The following is a 16,046-nucleotide window of genomic DNA, read 5'->3' on the forward strand; positions in this document are numbered from 1 at the left end:
CGGTAAATCCGTGTCGCTATCGAAGGCTCTTCACAAGAAAGTCCGGCTGGCCACATGACTTCTGCATCTGCTTCTGCACGTCGTCACCGCAGCTGCGCGGGTGGCCGTCCTTTTCATAGCAGATGTGGATTTCCTCGAGGAAGCGGCCCGAGCCCGAACAGATCATCGTGACCGAGTCGGGCGACATGCCGGGATTGGCCTGCGAGAAGTCGCCCTGAAGGGTACTGATCGTCGTTCTGAACGGTTGGGCCGGCGACTGATAGCGCTGCGGGATGTTGACGCTGTCCTTGAGCTTCTTCGACAGCGCCAGATAGTCGGCGGCCGAGAGGCCGGAGCACGTGCCGTGTTTGGGCCATTCGTGATCCATGAGCTTGTCGCTCGGATAGAGGCCCGCGTACTGCTGCCTGACTGCCGCCGGCATGGCGTCATTGGAGCAGTTCTGCGGATACCCGCTGTTGAACTGCGGCCACAACCCGTGCAGGACAAAGCCGTAGCGCTGTGCGCCGCATTGCTGGGTGTCGTTGGGATGGCCGCTGCAATAGTCGGGCGACCAGCTCAGAGACAGCAGGTAGTAGTCGAACTGTCCGGGCGTATTGCCCTGTGACTGCGAGTCGGACTGTGACCCGTGATGGTGGTGCGAACGCGCTTCGACCACGTTCGACGAGCACAGCACGAGCAGCACGACTACAAGACGGGCCAAGGCGTTCATCTGTGACTCCTGTTTCACCGTTCGAAGGGGGACAGCGGACCGGGCGCCACCCGCTCTGCGGCTGGCCCGGGGATTTATATCATTGAATTGTTTCGGCAGAACGCCTGAGCGATTGATCGGCCCGAGCGTTCGCCGTTCGCGAACGGTCATTGCCGAATTACGGTTGGACCCGCGCCATCCCGCGGTCGTAGCCTGTCTCCATCAAATAGAAATCCGGAGACACGCATCATGGCTGGACCGCTTGAAGGCATTCGCGTCATTGAAATCGGGACGCTGATCGCCGCCCCCTTCGCCGCTCGTCTGATGGCCGAATTTGGCGCCGAGGTCATCAAGATCGAAGCACCCGAGTCAGGCGACCCGCTTCGCAAATGGCGAAAGCTCCACGACGGCACATCGCTCTGGTGGTATCTGCAATCACGCAACAAGAAGTCGATTTGCGTGAACCTCAAGTCGGAAGAGGGCATTGCGATCGTGCGTCAGCTTGCCGGGCAAGCCGACGTCCTGATCGAGAACATGCGCCCCGGTGCACTTGAGCGGCTCGGTCTCGGCTGGGACACGCTGCATGCACTGAATCCGAAACTGACGATGGTACGGATTTCGGGCTACGGCCAGACCGGCCCGTATCGCGATCGTCCCGGCTTCGGTGCGATAGGCGAGGCCATGGGCGGAATCCGTTACACCACGGGCGAAGTCGACGGTGCACCGGCCCGCGTGGGCATCAGCCTCGGCGACTCGCTTGCCTCGATGCATGGCGTGATGGGCGCGTTGATGTCGTTGCTCCGCGTGAAGACGGGCAAGGGCGACGGTCAGGTGGTCGACGTGTCGCTCGTCGAAAGCGTGTTCAACCTGATGGAAAGCCTCGTACCCGAATACGACATGCTGGGCCATGTCCGCGAACGCAGCGGTGGTGCGCTGCCCGGCATTGCACCTTCGAATACCTACCCGACTCGCGACGACAGCTATATCGTCATTGCGGGCAACAGCGATCCGATCTTCCGGCGCCTGATGGAGGTGATCGGGCGCCCGGACCTGCGCGACGACCCTGCGCTCGAGCGCAACGACGGTCGCGCCGCTCAGTGCGAGATGCTCGATGCGGCCATCGCCGCATGGACGTCGCAGCACGACGCGGCCGACGTTCTTGCCGCCCTCGAACAGGCCGGCGTACCGGCCGGCCGGATCTATTCGGTGGCCGATATCGTTGCCGATCCGCACTATCAGGCGCGTGGCATGTTGCTCGACACCACATTGCCCGACGGCGCGCGCGTCAAGATGCCCGGCATCGTGCCGGCACTGTCCGAGACCCCCGGCAGCGTCAACTGGAGCGGCCCGTCGCTGGGCGAGCACACTTCGTCTGTGCTCGCGGACCTGGGTTTTGCCGCCGATCAGATCGATGCGCTGCGTCAGGCTGGAGCCATCCAATGACCGCGCCCTTCAAACGGAGCACACCATCGCCCGTTGTGCGCCCCCGGGTCAAACGCAGGGACACCATCGCGCGAACGGAGATCGACACGTTGAACGAAGCCACACATCGCGCGCATGCCGCGGACCGCATGATCATTCAGGAAGTGGCGCCACGCGATGGTCTGCAGATCGAGCCAACGTGGGTTGAAACCGACGACAAGGTCGCGCTGATCGATTCGCTGTCGAACATAGGGTTCACGCGTATCGAAGCAGGGTCATTCGTGTCGCCCAAGGCGATTCCGGCCCTGCGCGATGGCGAAGAAGTGTTCCTGCGGATCACACGCAAGCCCGGCGTGATCTACGTCGGGCTGGTGCCGAACGCACGCGGTGCCGAGCGCGCGCTCGAAGCATTCGCCGATGAGCTCAACCTCGTGATGTCGGCGAGCGAAACCCACAATCGCGCGAACATGCGCATGAGCTGCGACGCATCGCTTGCCGGGTTCGGCGGCATCGTCGAGCTGACGCGTCACACGCGAGTCTTGCTCAACGGCACCGTTGCCACGGCGTTCGGTTGCCCGTTCGAAGGTCACATCGATGAGGATCGCGTGGTCTCGATCATCGATGCCTACCTCGCGCTCGGCATGACCGGCATCACGCTCGCCGATACGACCGGCATGGCCAACCCGCGCCAGGTGTCGCGCATCGTCAAGCGCGCGCTCGGGCGTGTCGGACCGGAGGCGCTGACGCTTCACTTTCACAACACGCGCGGACTGGGGCTCGCCAATGTGCTCGCAGCGTATGAAGCAGGCGCGCGGCGCTTTGACGCTTCGCTCGGCGGGCTTGGCGGTTGTCCGTTCGCACCAGGCGCGTCGGGAAATATCTGCACCGAAGACCTCGCAAACATGTGCGAAGAGATGGGCATCCCGCACGGGATCGATCTCGATGGGCTGATCGCGCTGTCACGCGGATTGCCCGCGTTGCTCGGGCATGACGTGCCCGGGCAGGTCGCGAAGGCAGGACGCAATCGCGATCTGCATCCGGCGCCCGAGTATGCGGTCGCTGCCTGAGATTGCAGCAGGCCACATGGGGACCGTTTGAATCACGGGCCAGCGAACTCGGCCCACTAGCAGCACACGTTTTATCCAGCACTTAAAAAAAGACGCAAGCACTCGAAAAAAACGGGATCGCAGCGCGATCCCGACAAGGAGACAGGCCATGAGCCAAATCGATTTCGCGGCAGCACGCCGCGCTTCTTCCGTATCGACGGTCGACGACGCGCTCGAACCGTCGCTCGAACCACAGGGTGCCGGGGCGCGTGATGGCGCCGACACTGCGCACCCCGAGGGCACAGGTAAAGAACGCTCGCACACGGGTCTGAACGCCACGTCAGAGAACCTCACGCTCTCGGCGATCGTGCGCAAAGTCACGTGGCGCCTCATGCCCGTGATCATGACGTGCTACCTCTTCGCGTTCTTCGATCGCATCAATATCAGCTTCGCGAAGTTCCAGTTGCAAAGTCAGCTCGGCCTGAGCGACACGGCGTACGGCCTCGGAGCGAGCCTGTTCGTGATCGGCTACGTGCTGTTCGAGGTACCGAGCAACCTCTTTCTCTACAAGGTCGGTGCGCGGCGGTGGATTGCCCGCATCATGATTTCATGGGGCATTGCCACAGCGCTCATGATGTTCGTGTCGAACGAGTGGCAGTTCTACGCGCTGCGATTCACGATCGGCGCGATGGAAGCCGGCTTTGCGCCGGGCGTGCTCTATTACCTGACGCTCTGGTTCCCGGCGAGCCATCGTGGACGCAATACCTCGCTGCTGTTCCTTGCATCCGCGTTTTCGGGTTTGCTGGGTGCGCCCGTCTCGGGTCTTGTGCTGGGTCATCTCGACGGCGTGCTCGGCGTACCGGGCTGGCACTGGCTGTTTTTGCTGGGTGGTGTGCCTTGCGTGGCGCTTGGCCTGCTCGTGTTGCGCTTTCTCGACGATCGCATCGAGGATGCGACATGGCTGAGCACGGGCGAGAAAGCGCAGCTGTCACAACACGTGACTGCGCCGCAAAAGCATTCGACGCGCGCACATTCCCTGATCGGCGCGATTCGCACGCCGGGTTTCCTCACGCTGGGGCTGGTCTATTTCCTGATTCAGGTCGCTTCGTACGGACTGAACTTCTGGGCGCCTCATTTGATTCGGGCGGCCGGCACGCACAACCCGGCAATGATCGGGTTCCTGACGGCCGTGCCGTATATCTGCGGTGCGATCTGCATGGTGGTGGTCGGCCGGATGTCGGATGCAAGCGGCGAACGCCGCAAGTATGTGTGCGCATTGCTGGTTCTGGCGGCAGCAGGTTTTGTCGCGGCGGGGGTCTTCGATACACAGACCACGTGGCTGATCGTGGCGCTGGGCGTCATGGGCGCCGGCGTTGTAGCTTCGATTCCCGCATTCTGGGCGCTGCCACCGAAGTTGCTGAGCGGTGCAGGGGCGGCAGGCGGTATCGCGCTGATCAATACGCTCGGCCAGCTTGGCGGGATCGTAAGCCCGATTATGGTTGGACGCATTCATGACCTGACGGGCAGCACGACGCCTGCGCTTTATGTGATCGGCGCGATGACAGTTGTCTGCGCGTTGATCGTCGCGTTCGCCATGCCGGCAGCGCTTCGGGACAAGGATCCGACGCACACGCGGTAAGAGGCAGCGCCAAGCGACTTCGGGCGTCTCCCTATCCGCGCATCGATGCGTGTGTTTTATGATCCGACGGTTCACTTCACGTCAGGATCGCCACGATGGACATGACGCAGGATATGCGCAGCGCCCCTACGGCGGCCCGGGTCTCCACGGTCCGGACACGCGACGGCATCGAACTCGCGATTTACCACTGGCCCGTGGCCGGCGTGGCGCGGGCTACCGTTGCTCTCGTGCACGGTCTGGCCGAACACGCGGGGCGTTACGCGGCGCTGGCCGAGCGGCTCAATGCGGCCGGCATCGAATTGCTGAGTGTCGATCTGCGCGGACATGGGCATTCGCCCGGCAAGCGCGTGTGGGTCGACCGGTTCGATCAGTATCTCGACGATACGCAGGCACTGCTCAGCGTCGCGTCCCGCCGCGGAACGCCATTGTTCCTGATGGGGCACAGCATGGGCGGGGCGATTGCGGCGCTCTATGCCGTCGAGCGCCTCGATCCGAGCGGGGCGCCGTGCGTCGGACTCATTCTGTCGAGCGCTGCGCTCGCGCCGGGACGCGATGTTCCCAAGTGGATGATCCCGCTGAGTCGCCTCATCAGTCGCTGGATGCCGAATTTCCCGGCGATGAAGATCGATGCCTCGCCGTTGTCGCGCGATCCGGTCATCGTCGAAGAAAGTCGCAACGACCCACTCGTTCACCACGGCGCAGTGCCGGCACGCACCGGCGCCGAGATTCTCGACGGCATGGCGCGCATCGCACGAGGACGGGCGGCGCTACGTTTGCCGGTCCTGGTTTTCCACGGCACCGCGGACAAGCTGACCGAGCCAGAAGGCAGCCGGGAATTTGGCGCGCAGGTCGGGTCACCCGACCGTACCGTGACGATGTATGAAGGTGGTTATCACGAGACGATGAACGACATCGAGCGCGACCGAGTCATTGATGCGCTGATCGCCTGGATCGTCGCGCGGATTTAGCTTAACGCGCTGCGGCCAGTGTCCTGCGTCCGAACAGCAGGCCGAACGTCCCCTGTGTGAGGCTCACGCCGATCAGGATCAGGCCACCGCCGATCCAGTGGTGACGCTGGATCGTTTCGCCGAGCAGCACGCTCGCGAACATGGCCGTGAACAGCGGCAGCATGTTCATCAGAACCGCCGTACGCTCGCTGCCAATGCGCTCGATGCCGAGCATCCAGAAATACGAAGCGATGACGGACGACGCGATCCCGGCAAACACGATGAGTCCGACGCCTGCCAGCGGAACAGCAAGGCTATGTGCGCTCAGCGCGAGCGGGATCAGCATCACGACGGCGATCAGCACCTGCACATAGAGGTTGATCCAGAGCCCGAAAGGCGGCGCCCAACGGCGATACAGCACGCCGTAGAGCGCATATGCCGCCGCGCCGACGAGCATCAGCGCGTCGCCGCGATTGACCCCTGAAGCCAGCAGGCTGGCGGGGTTGCCGCGGCTCAGCAGCCAGATGACGCCCGCAAACGAAATCGCCACGCCGATCATGGCCGCACCGCTGACGCGCTGCCGGAACACCACGCCATTGATCACGAGCACCAGCATCGGAATCAGCGCGCAGATTACGCCCATATTGGTCGCGCTCGTGCTGTGAGCCGCGTAATACGCGAGGCACTGATACATGACCATGCCCATCAGCGACAGGGCGGCAAAGCGGCCGAGCCACGGGCGCACTTCGCTGCGCCGGCGCCACAACGGGCGCGCGCACATCGGTGTCAGCACCAGGGCAGCGAGCGCCCAGCGATAGAACGAAATCGCCGCCGGGTCGAGCACGCCGGCAGCCGCCTTCGAGACGATGGTGTTCGCGGCCCAGATCAGCACTGCGAGCAAAGGAAAGAGCACAGCCATGTTGATGCGTCCTGCATGAAAAGTTGGACGTAGTGTAGTGCTGTCCGATCTGATTTATATAATGCAAACCGGACAACCCGATGAGTCGAAGGCGACAACGTGAAGTTCCACTACTTCGAGAGCGATTTGCAGGTGCCGGAACCTCAGCCGGTGCACATTCGTTACGACCACTTTGAGCCCGACACCGATTTCGAATTTCACATTCATCCGTGGGGACAATTGAGCCGGATCAACCTCGGACTGATGGAAATCGAGTTCGAGGATCGCAAGCTCACTGCGCCGTCGGAATACGTGATCTGGGTCCCGGGACGAGTCCCTCACGCGGCTTTTATCAGACAGGCAGCCGACTATATTTCGGTCTACGTGAGCGACGCGCTCGCGAAACGTTTACCGGAGGATGGGTGTCTGATCGCGCAAACACCGCTCGTGCGCGCGCTGTTCGATGACTTTTGCACGCGTCGTGTGTCGGCGATGAGCGATCCGTGGGATGCGCGTCAGGCCGAGCTGTTGGTCGAACACCTCGCGAGGGCGGGCCGGGAAGACAGTTATCTGCCCGACAGCGCCGACCGCCAGCTCGAACCCATCCTGCGTGCCATCCGGCTCGATCCGGCTGATTCGACGTCGCTCGCCGAGTGGGCATCGCGTGTGCACAGCACTGAACGTACGCTGGCGCGCCGGTTTCAGGCCGAGCTTGGCGTGAGTTTCGTGCAATGGCGAAATCGCGTGCGCTTGTTGCGCGCGCTCGCGTGGCTGCGCGAAGAGGTGGCGGTGCATGAGATCGCGGCGCGCCTGAACTATTCGACGCCGTCGGCCTTTATCGCGATGTTTCGCAAGCAGACCGGGTTCTCGCCGGAGCGGTATCGACGCCAGGGGCGGGACGAAGGGTAGCGGCGCGTGCGTGTCGCCGACGCAAAGCGTTCGCGTGCTGGAACAAAGTCTTTGAGTGGAATGCGTTTCGCCCTGTCTTGTTCGGCGGGGTGCATTCGTCGTAGAAGCGGGACGGTTTAATCGAGTGGCCATGCGCCGCGTGGACCCGGACCGGCATTGTTCAACCAACGGGAGCATGTATGCATAAGTTGTCGACTTTCCTCTGGTTTCAGGGCCAGGCTGAAGAGGCCGCGAATTTCTATACGAGCGTCTTTCCCGGCTCGCAGATCAAAAGCGTCATGCGATACGGCGACGCGGGCCCTGGCCCGAAGGGCGCGGTCATGACGGTTGAGTTCGAAGCCTTCGGCCAGCGCTTCGTCGCACTGAACGGCGGCTCGGCATTCAGTTTCACGCCCGCGATCTCATTCATGATCAATTGCGAATCTCAGGCCGAGCTCGATGATCTCTGGGACAAATTGCTATCGGGCGGCGGGCAGACCATGCAGTGCGGCTGGCTCAAGGACAAATACGGGGTGGCATGGCAAGTCACGCCGCGCAAGATATTCGACCTGATCAACGATCCCGACCCGGTGAAGAGCAAGCGCGTGATGGAGGCGATGTTCCAGATGGTCAAGCTCGATCTGCCGACGCTCGAAAAGGCGCACGCCGGGGCGTAAAGCGCCCGAAGGGCGGCGGGCGGGGAAACGTGGCTGGGACGGCCCGGCAGAAGGTGACGGCGATGGCCTGCAGCCCAAGGGCAACGTTTAAGGGTTCCGCTTGCCACGAGCGAGGGCCGAAGAGCGCGCGCTTGGCGAAGCAGGCGGCGGGCGCGCTCTGCGTCGGTGCCGGTAGCTCTGTCCGATTTGTCCGTTACCCGGTCGAAATGACTGATGGATGCAGTGAGCAGGTCTTCCGGGCCGGCGATCGGCCCGCAGACCCGCGAAATTCGGCCGCTTTTTATTACAACGCTTTTCAACGTTCCGATTCGAAAGACGCCGTCAGGGCAGCGTAATACGTTGCCCACGCAAGGTTTTTTTCGATATGACGGGCTTCGTGGTTAACCCGTGGCTCGGAAAAGATCTCTTACAAGGCCTCACTTCTATGACACGGGGCGATCGATACATTGGGTACCAGCAGCAGGGCAATGACGCGAATGACTCTTGAACGCGTCAGGTGCCGGTCGATTCGACCCGCGTCATCGCTTTTGATCGCGCAGCCCGCTACATCGCGAAGTCTTCGCGGCGACAGCGGGCAATACCGGACGACTTGCACCACGCCCCGTCATCTGCAGCGAAACCTCTTAAGGAGATCGGCCATGAAGACCTTGAACAAGATCCCGCGCGTGCTTATTGCAACGCTCGCCGCGAGCGCGGCACTCGTCGCAACCGGTAGCGCATTCGCCCAGTCGGATCGCGTGATCGTGCGTGACGACGCAGCGCCCGCTTACGTGCAACCGCACATGATGCCGGTTGACGTCTCGATCAATATCGGCTGGCACGGCGACCGCTATTGGGACGGCCACCGTTATTGGGCCCACGACGACTGGATGCGTCATCACCCGCATGACCACGACCCGTACCGCCACGACGATCATCACGACGATCACGACCATCACAACTGATTCGTGACCTGAGTCGTGCCGTTGCGTGACCACGTGACCGTTGCGTGACGATTGAATCGCGTTGAATCGAATCGATCGTTCGACACGACGACATCGAGCCCCTGACCGAGTAGCATCGGCAGGGGCTTTTTTTGTGGCCGTCGAAATAACGTTTGCGCTTGCGTCGAAACGGCCCTTCGCCGATCGTCATTGCAGCGGGGGCGAACGAAAACAATGACGGTCTGTTCCCGCGCAGGCGCTGCGTCGTCTGCAGACACTATCGCGGCAATCTACTCCGGAGCTTTGATCATGACGAACGCAGTCAAATGGATGCCCGAAGGCATGCACTCGGTCACACCGCATCTCGTTGTGGCGGGTGCAGCCAAAGCCATCGACTTTTACAAGCAGGCCTTTGGCGCGACCGAGATTACGCGTCTGCCCGGGCAGGCAGGCAAGCTGATGCACGCCGCCCTTCGCATTGGCGATTCGGTCGTGATGCTCGTCGACGAAATGCCTGAATGGAAAGCGCTCGGGCCGATCGCGCTCAAGGGCTCGCCCGTGACCATCCATCTCTACGTGCCCGATGCGGACGCCACGATCGCCACGGCTGAAGCGGCCGGCGCGACGGTCACCATGCCGGCCGCCGATATGTTCTGGGGCGATCGCTATGGTCAGGTGCAGGATCCGTTTGGCCACAAGTGGTCGGTCGCGACGCACCAGCGCGATGTGACTGCCGAAGAAATGCAGGACGCGATGCGCAAGATGTCACAGCCGTCCTGACGTAGGGGTCAGCGGCGGCAGGATGCGGGGCGCGCGTCCCGCATCACAAGATAGAGACCTGCCGCGGCGAGCGCCATGCCGGGCCACACCATTAAAGGGATGGGCTCGCCGAGCACGACACGCGCAATCAGCGCAGTCACGGGCGGCACGAGAAAGAACAATGCGGACACGCGTGACGCTTCGCCATATCGAAGCATCGTGAGCAGCAGCGTGATCGCGATGATCGAATTGAAGAGCACGAGATAAGAGAGTGATCCGATCAGGCCTGCGGTCCAGTCGATATGCATCGGCTCGAGCACCCATGCGAGCGGTGCAGCCACTGCAAGGCCAACCGAGTACTGAACGAGATTGCTCGTGACGGGATGGGTCTGCGTGCCAAAGCGCTTTTCCCAGAGCGTGCCGGCCGTCATGGCTGCGAGTGCAAGGACGGCAAACGTCAGCCCGAGCGCTGATGTGACTTCAATCGATGAGCGCGCTACGATCACCCACGCAGCGCCCGTGACGCCGAGTGCAAGACCGGTCCAGCGTGCGAGGTCGACACGTTCCTTTGCGATCGCCGGTGCGAGCAGGCCGACCAGAATCGGCTGCTGAGAGGTGATCAAGGCAGCGGCGCCGGCGGACACGCCCAGTTTCAGGCTCAGATAGATAAACGAAAAATAGGCTGCCTGAATCAGCAGCCCGACCGTCGCGAGGTGAAGCCATGCGCGAGGCGAAGCGGGGAGTGCGGGCCGCAGCCACACCGCCGGCACGATCAGGATGCCGACGACACACGCGTACCGCAGCGCCAGAAATGTCAGCGGGTCCGCGTATTGAAGTCCGAGCTTGAGAAAGACAAAGCCGCTCGACCAAAGAAGCAGGAACAGGGCGGGCGCGGCTTTGAGCCAGCGAGGCTGCGTGTCGGCAGACAGCGAAGTAGCAGAGGACATGGCCCGTTCGGCGATGGAGGTGGCTTTGTTTCTACCACTCCACGCCGCTGAGCGGAATACGTCTGACGCACAGTGTCGCGCTTGTTGTCGCGACGCTGTGGTGCGTTATTCGCCGTCGGAGCCTCAGTCTGAGTCGGCTTAGGCTTCGACCTTAGCCTTGGCTTCAGCACCAGCACCAGCACCAGCACCAGCACCAGCACCAGCACCAGCACCAGCACCCGCACCCGCACTAGCCTTAGTGGCCGTGACCGCCACCGCCGCAACCGGCGCCGTGGCCACCCGATCCGTGGCCACCGCTCGATCCGCCCGCGCCACCGTTACCGCCAGTTCCGCCGCCCGAGCTGCCGCCGCCGCTGCCGTGACCGCTTCCGCCGCCGCTCGATCCACCGTTGCCGCCGTTACCGCCGGAGCCGCTGCCCGAACCGCCACCCGAGCCGCTGCCTCCAGGGCCGCCACTTCCGCCGCCGGAGCTACCGCCGTGGCCGCCCGAACCGCCGGCGCCACTGCCGCCCGTGCCGCCGGACGATCCACCGGAACTGCCGCCATTTCCACCGGCGCCGCCGCCTGCACCACCACCTGCGCCGCCGCCGGCACCGCCACCGGCGCCGCCACCGCTACCGCTACCGCCGGCACCTCCTGAGCCGCCGCCGCCGGAGCCGCCACCCGAACCACCGCCGCTGCCGCCGGAGCCACCTGAACCGCTTCCTCCCGACCCGCCTCCGGAGCCGCCGCCGTGTCCACCCGAGCCGCCGGAACCACTGCCTCCCGTTCCGCCGCCGGATCCACCGCCGCTGCCACCGGCGCCACCCGAGCCGCTGCCTCCCGATCCGCCACCCGAGCCACCACCATGTCCGCCCGAGCCACCTGAGCTGCTTCCGCCGGTTCCTCCACCGGAACCACCGCCTGTGCCGCCCGAACCACCCGAACCGCCGCCGCCCGTACCGCCGCCAGAGCCGCCACCGCTGCCGCCAGATCCACCTGTCCCGCCGCCGCTGCCGCCCGAACCGCCGCCTGCGCCGCCACCTGTACCGGATCCGGAACCGGCTGAGCCACCCGTGCTAGTGCCCTTCCCGGCACCGCCGCCGCCTGCGCCGCCTACAGCGGGCCCGTCGGTGCCGGCCGATCCCGCGCCGGATCCTGTGCCCGAGCCAGCCGCTCCGCCGGGCCCGGCGTTCTGAGCCAGCCCGCCGATCGCCGGGTCGCCGTCGCGCCCGTTATTGCAATACTTGTTGGTCGAGTGATAGCAATTGATGCCATTCGACTGGCTGCCTGTCGGCGTGGTTACCGTATCGGAAACATCGGCTTCCGAATCGGCTTGTGCGTAAGAGAAAACCGGAATCGTGGCAATAAGAAACACGCCCGCAATTCGGAAACTAATATTCACGAAAGTTTTACCAGTGACTCGCATCGTCCACCCCGCATTAAGTAATCAATACTTAGGCGTGAAGCGCGTAAGTAAATGACGCCCCATTCCTTTGCTCTGCTAATGAATTTGAGAGCGTCCTAACAATGGCACGATGGGAAACACGGTCTGTGCGGTTCGCCACAGGAGTATCTGCTCGAACCCTAAAGCGGAGATTTGAACGGACGTCTGAAACGAAATTGTTTTTCTATTTGCCGGGTGTAAATGGTCTGATTTACTTTAAAAAAGCAGGAGGAACGATTCTTGAATAGTTATACAATTAACTAAACGCAGAGAAGCAGTTTGCGATTGGCGGAAAGGGGCGATAGATTGGCGTTTGTCGCGAATGCCGTGCTGTAAGGCTTCGCGCGACGTTTTGCTTACACGCCGTCCCCAATTGGACGCCGAAACGTGCCCTTCGTAAGGGGCGGCGGGCAGGATTCAGTGTTTCTACGGGGGAGTAAAAAGAATTTTTTTGGGCTTTATTTGCCCGTTGGCAGCATGGCAACGAAGCAAGTGCCGTCGCGGGCCGACGAACTGACCTGCAAAGACCCTGCATGAGCGTTGACGATCTGCGCGCAGAGATACAGGCCGAGTCCTAAACCGGCCTCGCCTGAGTCCGTTTTCTCGCGAGCGCGGGGCTCGAAAATGCGCACGAGTTCATCTTGCGAGATCGGCGCACCGCGATTGGCGACGCGGATCACGAGCATGCCGCGCTCGAGATGGGCTTCGACCGTGACTCGCGAATCGGCCGCACTATAGACAAGCGCGTTTTCGACCAGGTTGGAGACCAGCTGCTGGACGCGCGTGCGGTCGCAGACCACTCGCCCGTCAACGGCAATCGAGCTGTCGATGACGCGCTGAGGGTGGCGCAGCCGATGGTCCGCCACGACGGCATCGAGCGCCTGTTCCATGCCCTCGACCGGCAGCTTGACGACTTCGATACCTGAGCCGAGCCGCGCCCAGGTGAAATCGATCACTTCGTCGATGCGCCGCCGCATGCGCTGTGTACCCGCGGTGAGCCGATCGTTGATCGATTGGACTTCGGGGTCCGAAGTGTGCGCGGCGAGGCTGCGCGCGATGCTGTCGACCGACTCGGCCTGTCCGCGCAGATCCTGCCCGAGCAGCGCGAGGTACTCGTCGCGGAGCGCCGAATTGGCACGCTGAACCGGTCGCCCGGTTTCGGCCGCCGGTTCGCGTGCTTCGCTGTCGAGCTGCAGGGCGATCAGTTCTGCGAACAGCGTGAACATGGCAACGGTCCGGGTGTCGGAGACGACCGCGGGGCGCGGGTCGACCGCGCAGAGATTGCCGAAGTATTCGCCGCTCGGCAGGATGATCGGCACCGAGATATAGCTTTCGATGTGATAAATGCGCGGCGTGGGGTGGTCGCGGTAGATCGGATCGTTGGTCGCGTGGTCGATGACCACGGGGCGCCGGGCGGCGCGAGACTCCAGGCACAGCGTGGTCGAAATATCGAGCTTGCCGCCTGGCCGGAGGCCGAAGTTGATGTTGTCCTGAACGGCGCAGGCCGTCCATGAGCTATCGGTGACGCGCGCCACGGCGGCAAAACCCAGTCCCGTGTGCTTGCAGATGACTCGAAGCATCGCCGGCACCACGCTGATGCGATTCACTGCCGCGACATCGCGAGCGATGGCTTCGTCACCTTCGTTCATGGGCGGGCCGCCTCCCGGGCCGTCTACAGTCCGATCCCGGTCATGCTAACCCACAAAATGAAAAACGCGCGCGGCGACCTCGAGGGCCGCTCCGCGCGCGCAACAGCTGTTTTAACGTGCTGTGCAAGACGTTCTTCAACGTTTGCGCACCACGGACTCACCACGTACTTGTTACAGGTCTCCGTCAAGACGGAGAGGACCTACGAAGGCCGACCGCGGCGGCGCAACATCGCAGCCGGGTCGTTGTGCCCGTCCGATCTCTTAAGCCGTTTCGAGCGCCGGGTAGTCCGTATAGCCCAGCGTGCCCTTGGCGTAGAACGTTTCGGCAACCCACTTGTTCAGGGGGGCGTCGCGCTCGAGGCGTACCGGCAGATCCGGATTCGAAATGAACAGCTTGCCGAATGCCACGGCATCCGCGTCGCCGCTATCGAGCAGTTGCTGCGCAGTGGCCTTCGTCAGCGATTCGTTCGCGACATACACGCCGCCGAACAGCTTCTTGAGCTGCGGTCCGAGGCTGTCTTCGCCGATCGCTTCACGAGCGCAGATAAAGGCGATCTTGCGCTTGCCGAGTTCCTTTGCGACGTAGCCGAACGTGCCGATCGGGTCCGAATCACCCATCGAGTGAGCATCGCGGCGCGGTGCAAGGTGCATACCGACACGATCGGCGCCCCAGACTTCGATGGCCGCGTCCGTGACTTCGAGCAGCAGACGTGCACGGTTCTCGATCGAGCCGCCGTACGCGTCGGTGCGCTGGTTCGTGCTGTCCTGCAGGAACTGGTCGAGCAGATAGCCGTTTGCGCCGTGGATTTCGACGCCGTCAAAGCCGGCCTTCTTGGCGTTTTCCGCGCCCTTGCGATAGGCCGCGACGATGCCCGGGATCTCGGTGAGGTCGAGGGCGCGCGGCGTCACGAACGCCTTTTCCGGACGCACGAGGCTGACATGGCCCTGAGCAGCGATCGCGCTCGGCGCAACCGGCAGTTCGCCGTCGAGGTAGACGGGGTCCGAGATGCGGCCCACGTGCCACAGTTGCAGGAAGATCTTGCCGCCGGCTTCATGCACGGCTTGCGTCGTGAGCTTCCACCCTTCGACTTGTTCGTCGTTCCAGATTCCCGGCGTATCGGGGTAGCCGACGCCTTGCGGAGTGACCGACGTGGCTTCCGACAGGATCAGGCCGGCCGATGCACGTTCGCGGTAGTACTGCGCCATCAGCGCGTTGGGAACGCGTGCGTCGACAGCGCGGGTGCGCGTCAGCGGCGCCATGAAGATGCGGTTCTTGAGCGTGAGGTCGCCGATCTGGATCGGATCGAAAAGATTGGGCATGAGATCTACCTATGTAAGCAGCTGGGGCGCGGAGGGCTCGAAGAGCCGAGTCAGAGTTCGTTGCCCAACGTGGCAAGAAAGGCCTGAATCGTTTCTTCGTTTCGCTTGAAGTACACCCACTGTCCGATGCGTTGTGTCGTCACAAGGCCCGCGCGCTGCAGCGTCGCGAGGTGTGCCGACACCGTCGATTGCGACAGGCTGCAGCGGCAATCGAACTGCCCGGCGCAGACGCCGTGCGTGAACGAATGGGGCTGTTGCGCCTGTTCCGGGAAATACCGCTCGGGCTCTTTGAGCCATTGCAGGATTTCGCGGCGCACCGGGTTCGCCAGTGCCTTGTGAATCGCGTCGATGTCCATCGGTCGTGGGGCCAAAGCGCAAGCTGAGGTAGATCGGGGTAGGTAAGGAGGCCCAACCGCAGGGCCAGCCGTCTGGACTGAACTGCGGTGACCGACACCTTACTTCACCCGATCCGCCGACGCGAGCGCCAACGTATATCGTCTAAGTTCGAATCTTATATCGGAAAAAGACGATATGGAAGTTTGACCGCATTCGGGGTGGGGGGATTGCGGGGAGGGGGCTGTGTGCGGCTCATGCCGCCGGCTTCCTCGTTTTCGCGTGGATTGGCTATATCGATACGCTTTAAAGGTGTATAACGTATACACCTTAAATGGCGCGCGAGCGACGTCGCATACCGACGCGCGCGATCCCTCAACGCCAAGCTCCAACGCGCGGAGCGATGACAGGAACCGAGACGACGCATCGCGCGACACCGTCTTAGCTTATGGAAGCTCACGCCAACGATCGCGGTCAGTCAAAG

The 16,046-nt window shown here is 62.9% G+C and carries 15 protein-coding genes; 8 read left to right on the plus strand and 7 right to left on the minus strand.

Annotated elements, in window-relative coordinates; genetic code table 11:
* Window positions 1-16: 16 nt before the first annotated feature.
* The gene (locus ACMFWR_RS28470; RefSeq protein ID WP_413195725.1) at window positions 17-709 is read right to left on the minus strand and encodes a ribonuclease T2 family protein; all 693 of its coding nucleotides are present in this window, start codon (window positions 707-709) and stop codon (window positions 17-19) included.
* 228 nt (window positions 710-937) lie between these two features.
* Here ACMFWR_RS28470 and ACMFWR_RS28475 point away from each other — a divergent pair, with 228 nt between their 5' ends.
* The 4 genes from ACMFWR_RS28475 (at window position 938) to ACMFWR_RS28490 (ending at window position 5,763) form a co-directional block, all read left to right on the plus strand.
* Entirely contained in the window at window positions 938-2,131 is a 1,194-nt protein-coding gene (locus ACMFWR_RS28475) for a CaiB/BaiF CoA transferase family protein (protein ID WP_413195726.1), read from the plus strand.
* Window positions 2,132-2,259: 128 nt separating this feature from the next.
* A complete protein-coding gene (locus tag ACMFWR_RS28480; RefSeq protein WP_413197373.1) occupies window positions 2,260-3,177 on the plus strand; it encodes a hydroxymethylglutaryl-CoA lyase in 918 nt (305 codons plus the stop codon).
* Between the two features lie 148 nt (window positions 3,178-3,325).
* Window positions 3,326-4,795 carry an MFS transporter gene (locus ACMFWR_RS28485; RefSeq protein ID WP_413195727.1) on the plus strand — a complete coding sequence of 490 codons (1,470 nt, stop codon included), beginning with the start codon at window positions 3,326-3,328 and terminating at the stop codon, window positions 4,793-4,795.
* Window positions 4,796-4,890: 95 nt separating this feature from the next.
* The gene (locus tag ACMFWR_RS28490) at window positions 4,891-5,763 is read left to right on the plus strand and encodes an alpha/beta hydrolase (RefSeq protein WP_413195728.1); all 873 of its coding nucleotides are present in this window, start codon (window positions 4,891-4,893) and stop codon (window positions 5,761-5,763) included.
* A 1-nt stretch (window position 5,764) separates the two neighbouring features.
* Here the strand turns inward: ACMFWR_RS28490 and ACMFWR_RS28495 are convergent, their stop codons facing one another.
* Window positions 5,765-6,661, minus strand: coding sequence for a DMT family transporter (locus ACMFWR_RS28495; RefSeq protein ID WP_413195729.1), 897 nt, complete (start codon window positions 6,659-6,661; stop codon window positions 5,765-5,767).
* Window positions 6,662-6,760: 99 nt separating this feature from the next.
* On the opposite strand from ACMFWR_RS28495, the gene ACMFWR_RS28500 reads away from it, so the two are divergent.
* From ACMFWR_RS28500 to ACMFWR_RS28515, 4 genes are all read left to right on the plus strand, one after another.
* Window positions 6,761-7,549 (plus strand): AraC family transcriptional regulator, encoded by a 789-nt coding sequence (locus tag ACMFWR_RS28500; RefSeq protein WP_413195730.1) that lies wholly within the window; start codon window positions 6,761-6,763, stop codon window positions 7,547-7,549.
* 179 nt (window positions 7,550-7,728) lie between these two features.
* Window positions 7,729-8,205: a VOC family protein gene (locus tag ACMFWR_RS28505; protein WP_413195731.1), complete on the plus strand. Its 477-nt coding sequence runs from the start codon at window positions 7,729-7,731 to the stop codon at window positions 8,203-8,205.
* Window positions 8,206-8,843: 638 nt separating this feature from the next.
* The gene (locus ACMFWR_RS28510; RefSeq protein ID WP_413195732.1) at window positions 8,844-9,149 is read left to right on the plus strand and encodes a hypothetical protein; all 306 of its coding nucleotides are present in this window, start codon (window positions 8,844-8,846) and stop codon (window positions 9,147-9,149) included.
* Between the two features lie 285 nt (window positions 9,150-9,434).
* Window positions 9,435-9,908: a VOC family protein gene (locus tag ACMFWR_RS28515; protein ID WP_413197374.1), complete on the plus strand. Its 474-nt coding sequence runs from the start codon at window positions 9,435-9,437 to the stop codon at window positions 9,906-9,908.
* Window positions 9,909-9,916: 8 nt separating this feature from the next.
* Here the strand turns inward: ACMFWR_RS28515 and ACMFWR_RS28520 are convergent, their stop codons facing one another.
* The 5 genes from ACMFWR_RS28520 to ACMFWR_RS28540 form a co-directional block, all read right to left on the minus strand.
* Window positions 9,917-10,834 (minus strand): DMT family transporter, encoded by a 918-nt coding sequence (locus ACMFWR_RS28520; protein ID WP_413195733.1) that lies wholly within the window; start codon window positions 10,832-10,834, stop codon window positions 9,917-9,919.
* A 235-nt stretch (window positions 10,835-11,069) separates the two neighbouring features.
* The gene (locus tag ACMFWR_RS28525) at window positions 11,070-12,218 is read right to left on the minus strand and encodes a hypothetical protein (protein WP_413195734.1); all 1,149 of its coding nucleotides are present in this window, start codon (window positions 12,216-12,218) and stop codon (window positions 11,070-11,072) included.
* 500 nt (window positions 12,219-12,718) lie between these two features.
* Complete coding sequence (locus ACMFWR_RS28530; RefSeq protein ID WP_413195735.1) at window positions 12,719-13,909, minus strand: ATP-binding protein; 1,191 nt, start codon at window positions 13,907-13,909, stop codon at window positions 12,719-12,721.
* A 261-nt stretch (window positions 13,910-14,170) separates the two neighbouring features.
* Window positions 14,171-15,229 carry an alkene reductase gene (locus ACMFWR_RS28535; RefSeq protein WP_413195736.1) on the minus strand — a complete coding sequence of 353 codons (1,059 nt, stop codon included), beginning with the start codon at window positions 15,227-15,229 and terminating at the stop codon, window positions 14,171-14,173.
* Between the two features lie 50 nt (window positions 15,230-15,279).
* The gene (locus tag ACMFWR_RS28540; RefSeq protein WP_413195737.1) at window positions 15,280-15,585 is read right to left on the minus strand and encodes an ArsR/SmtB family transcription factor; all 306 of its coding nucleotides are present in this window, start codon (window positions 15,583-15,585) and stop codon (window positions 15,280-15,282) included.
* Window positions 15,586-16,046 lie beyond the last annotated feature (461 nt).

It is taken from the genome of Pararobbsia alpina (assembly GCF_965118125.1).
Classification (GTDB): domain Bacteria; phylum Pseudomonadota; class Gammaproteobacteria; order Burkholderiales; family Burkholderiaceae; genus Pararobbsia; species Pararobbsia alpina_A.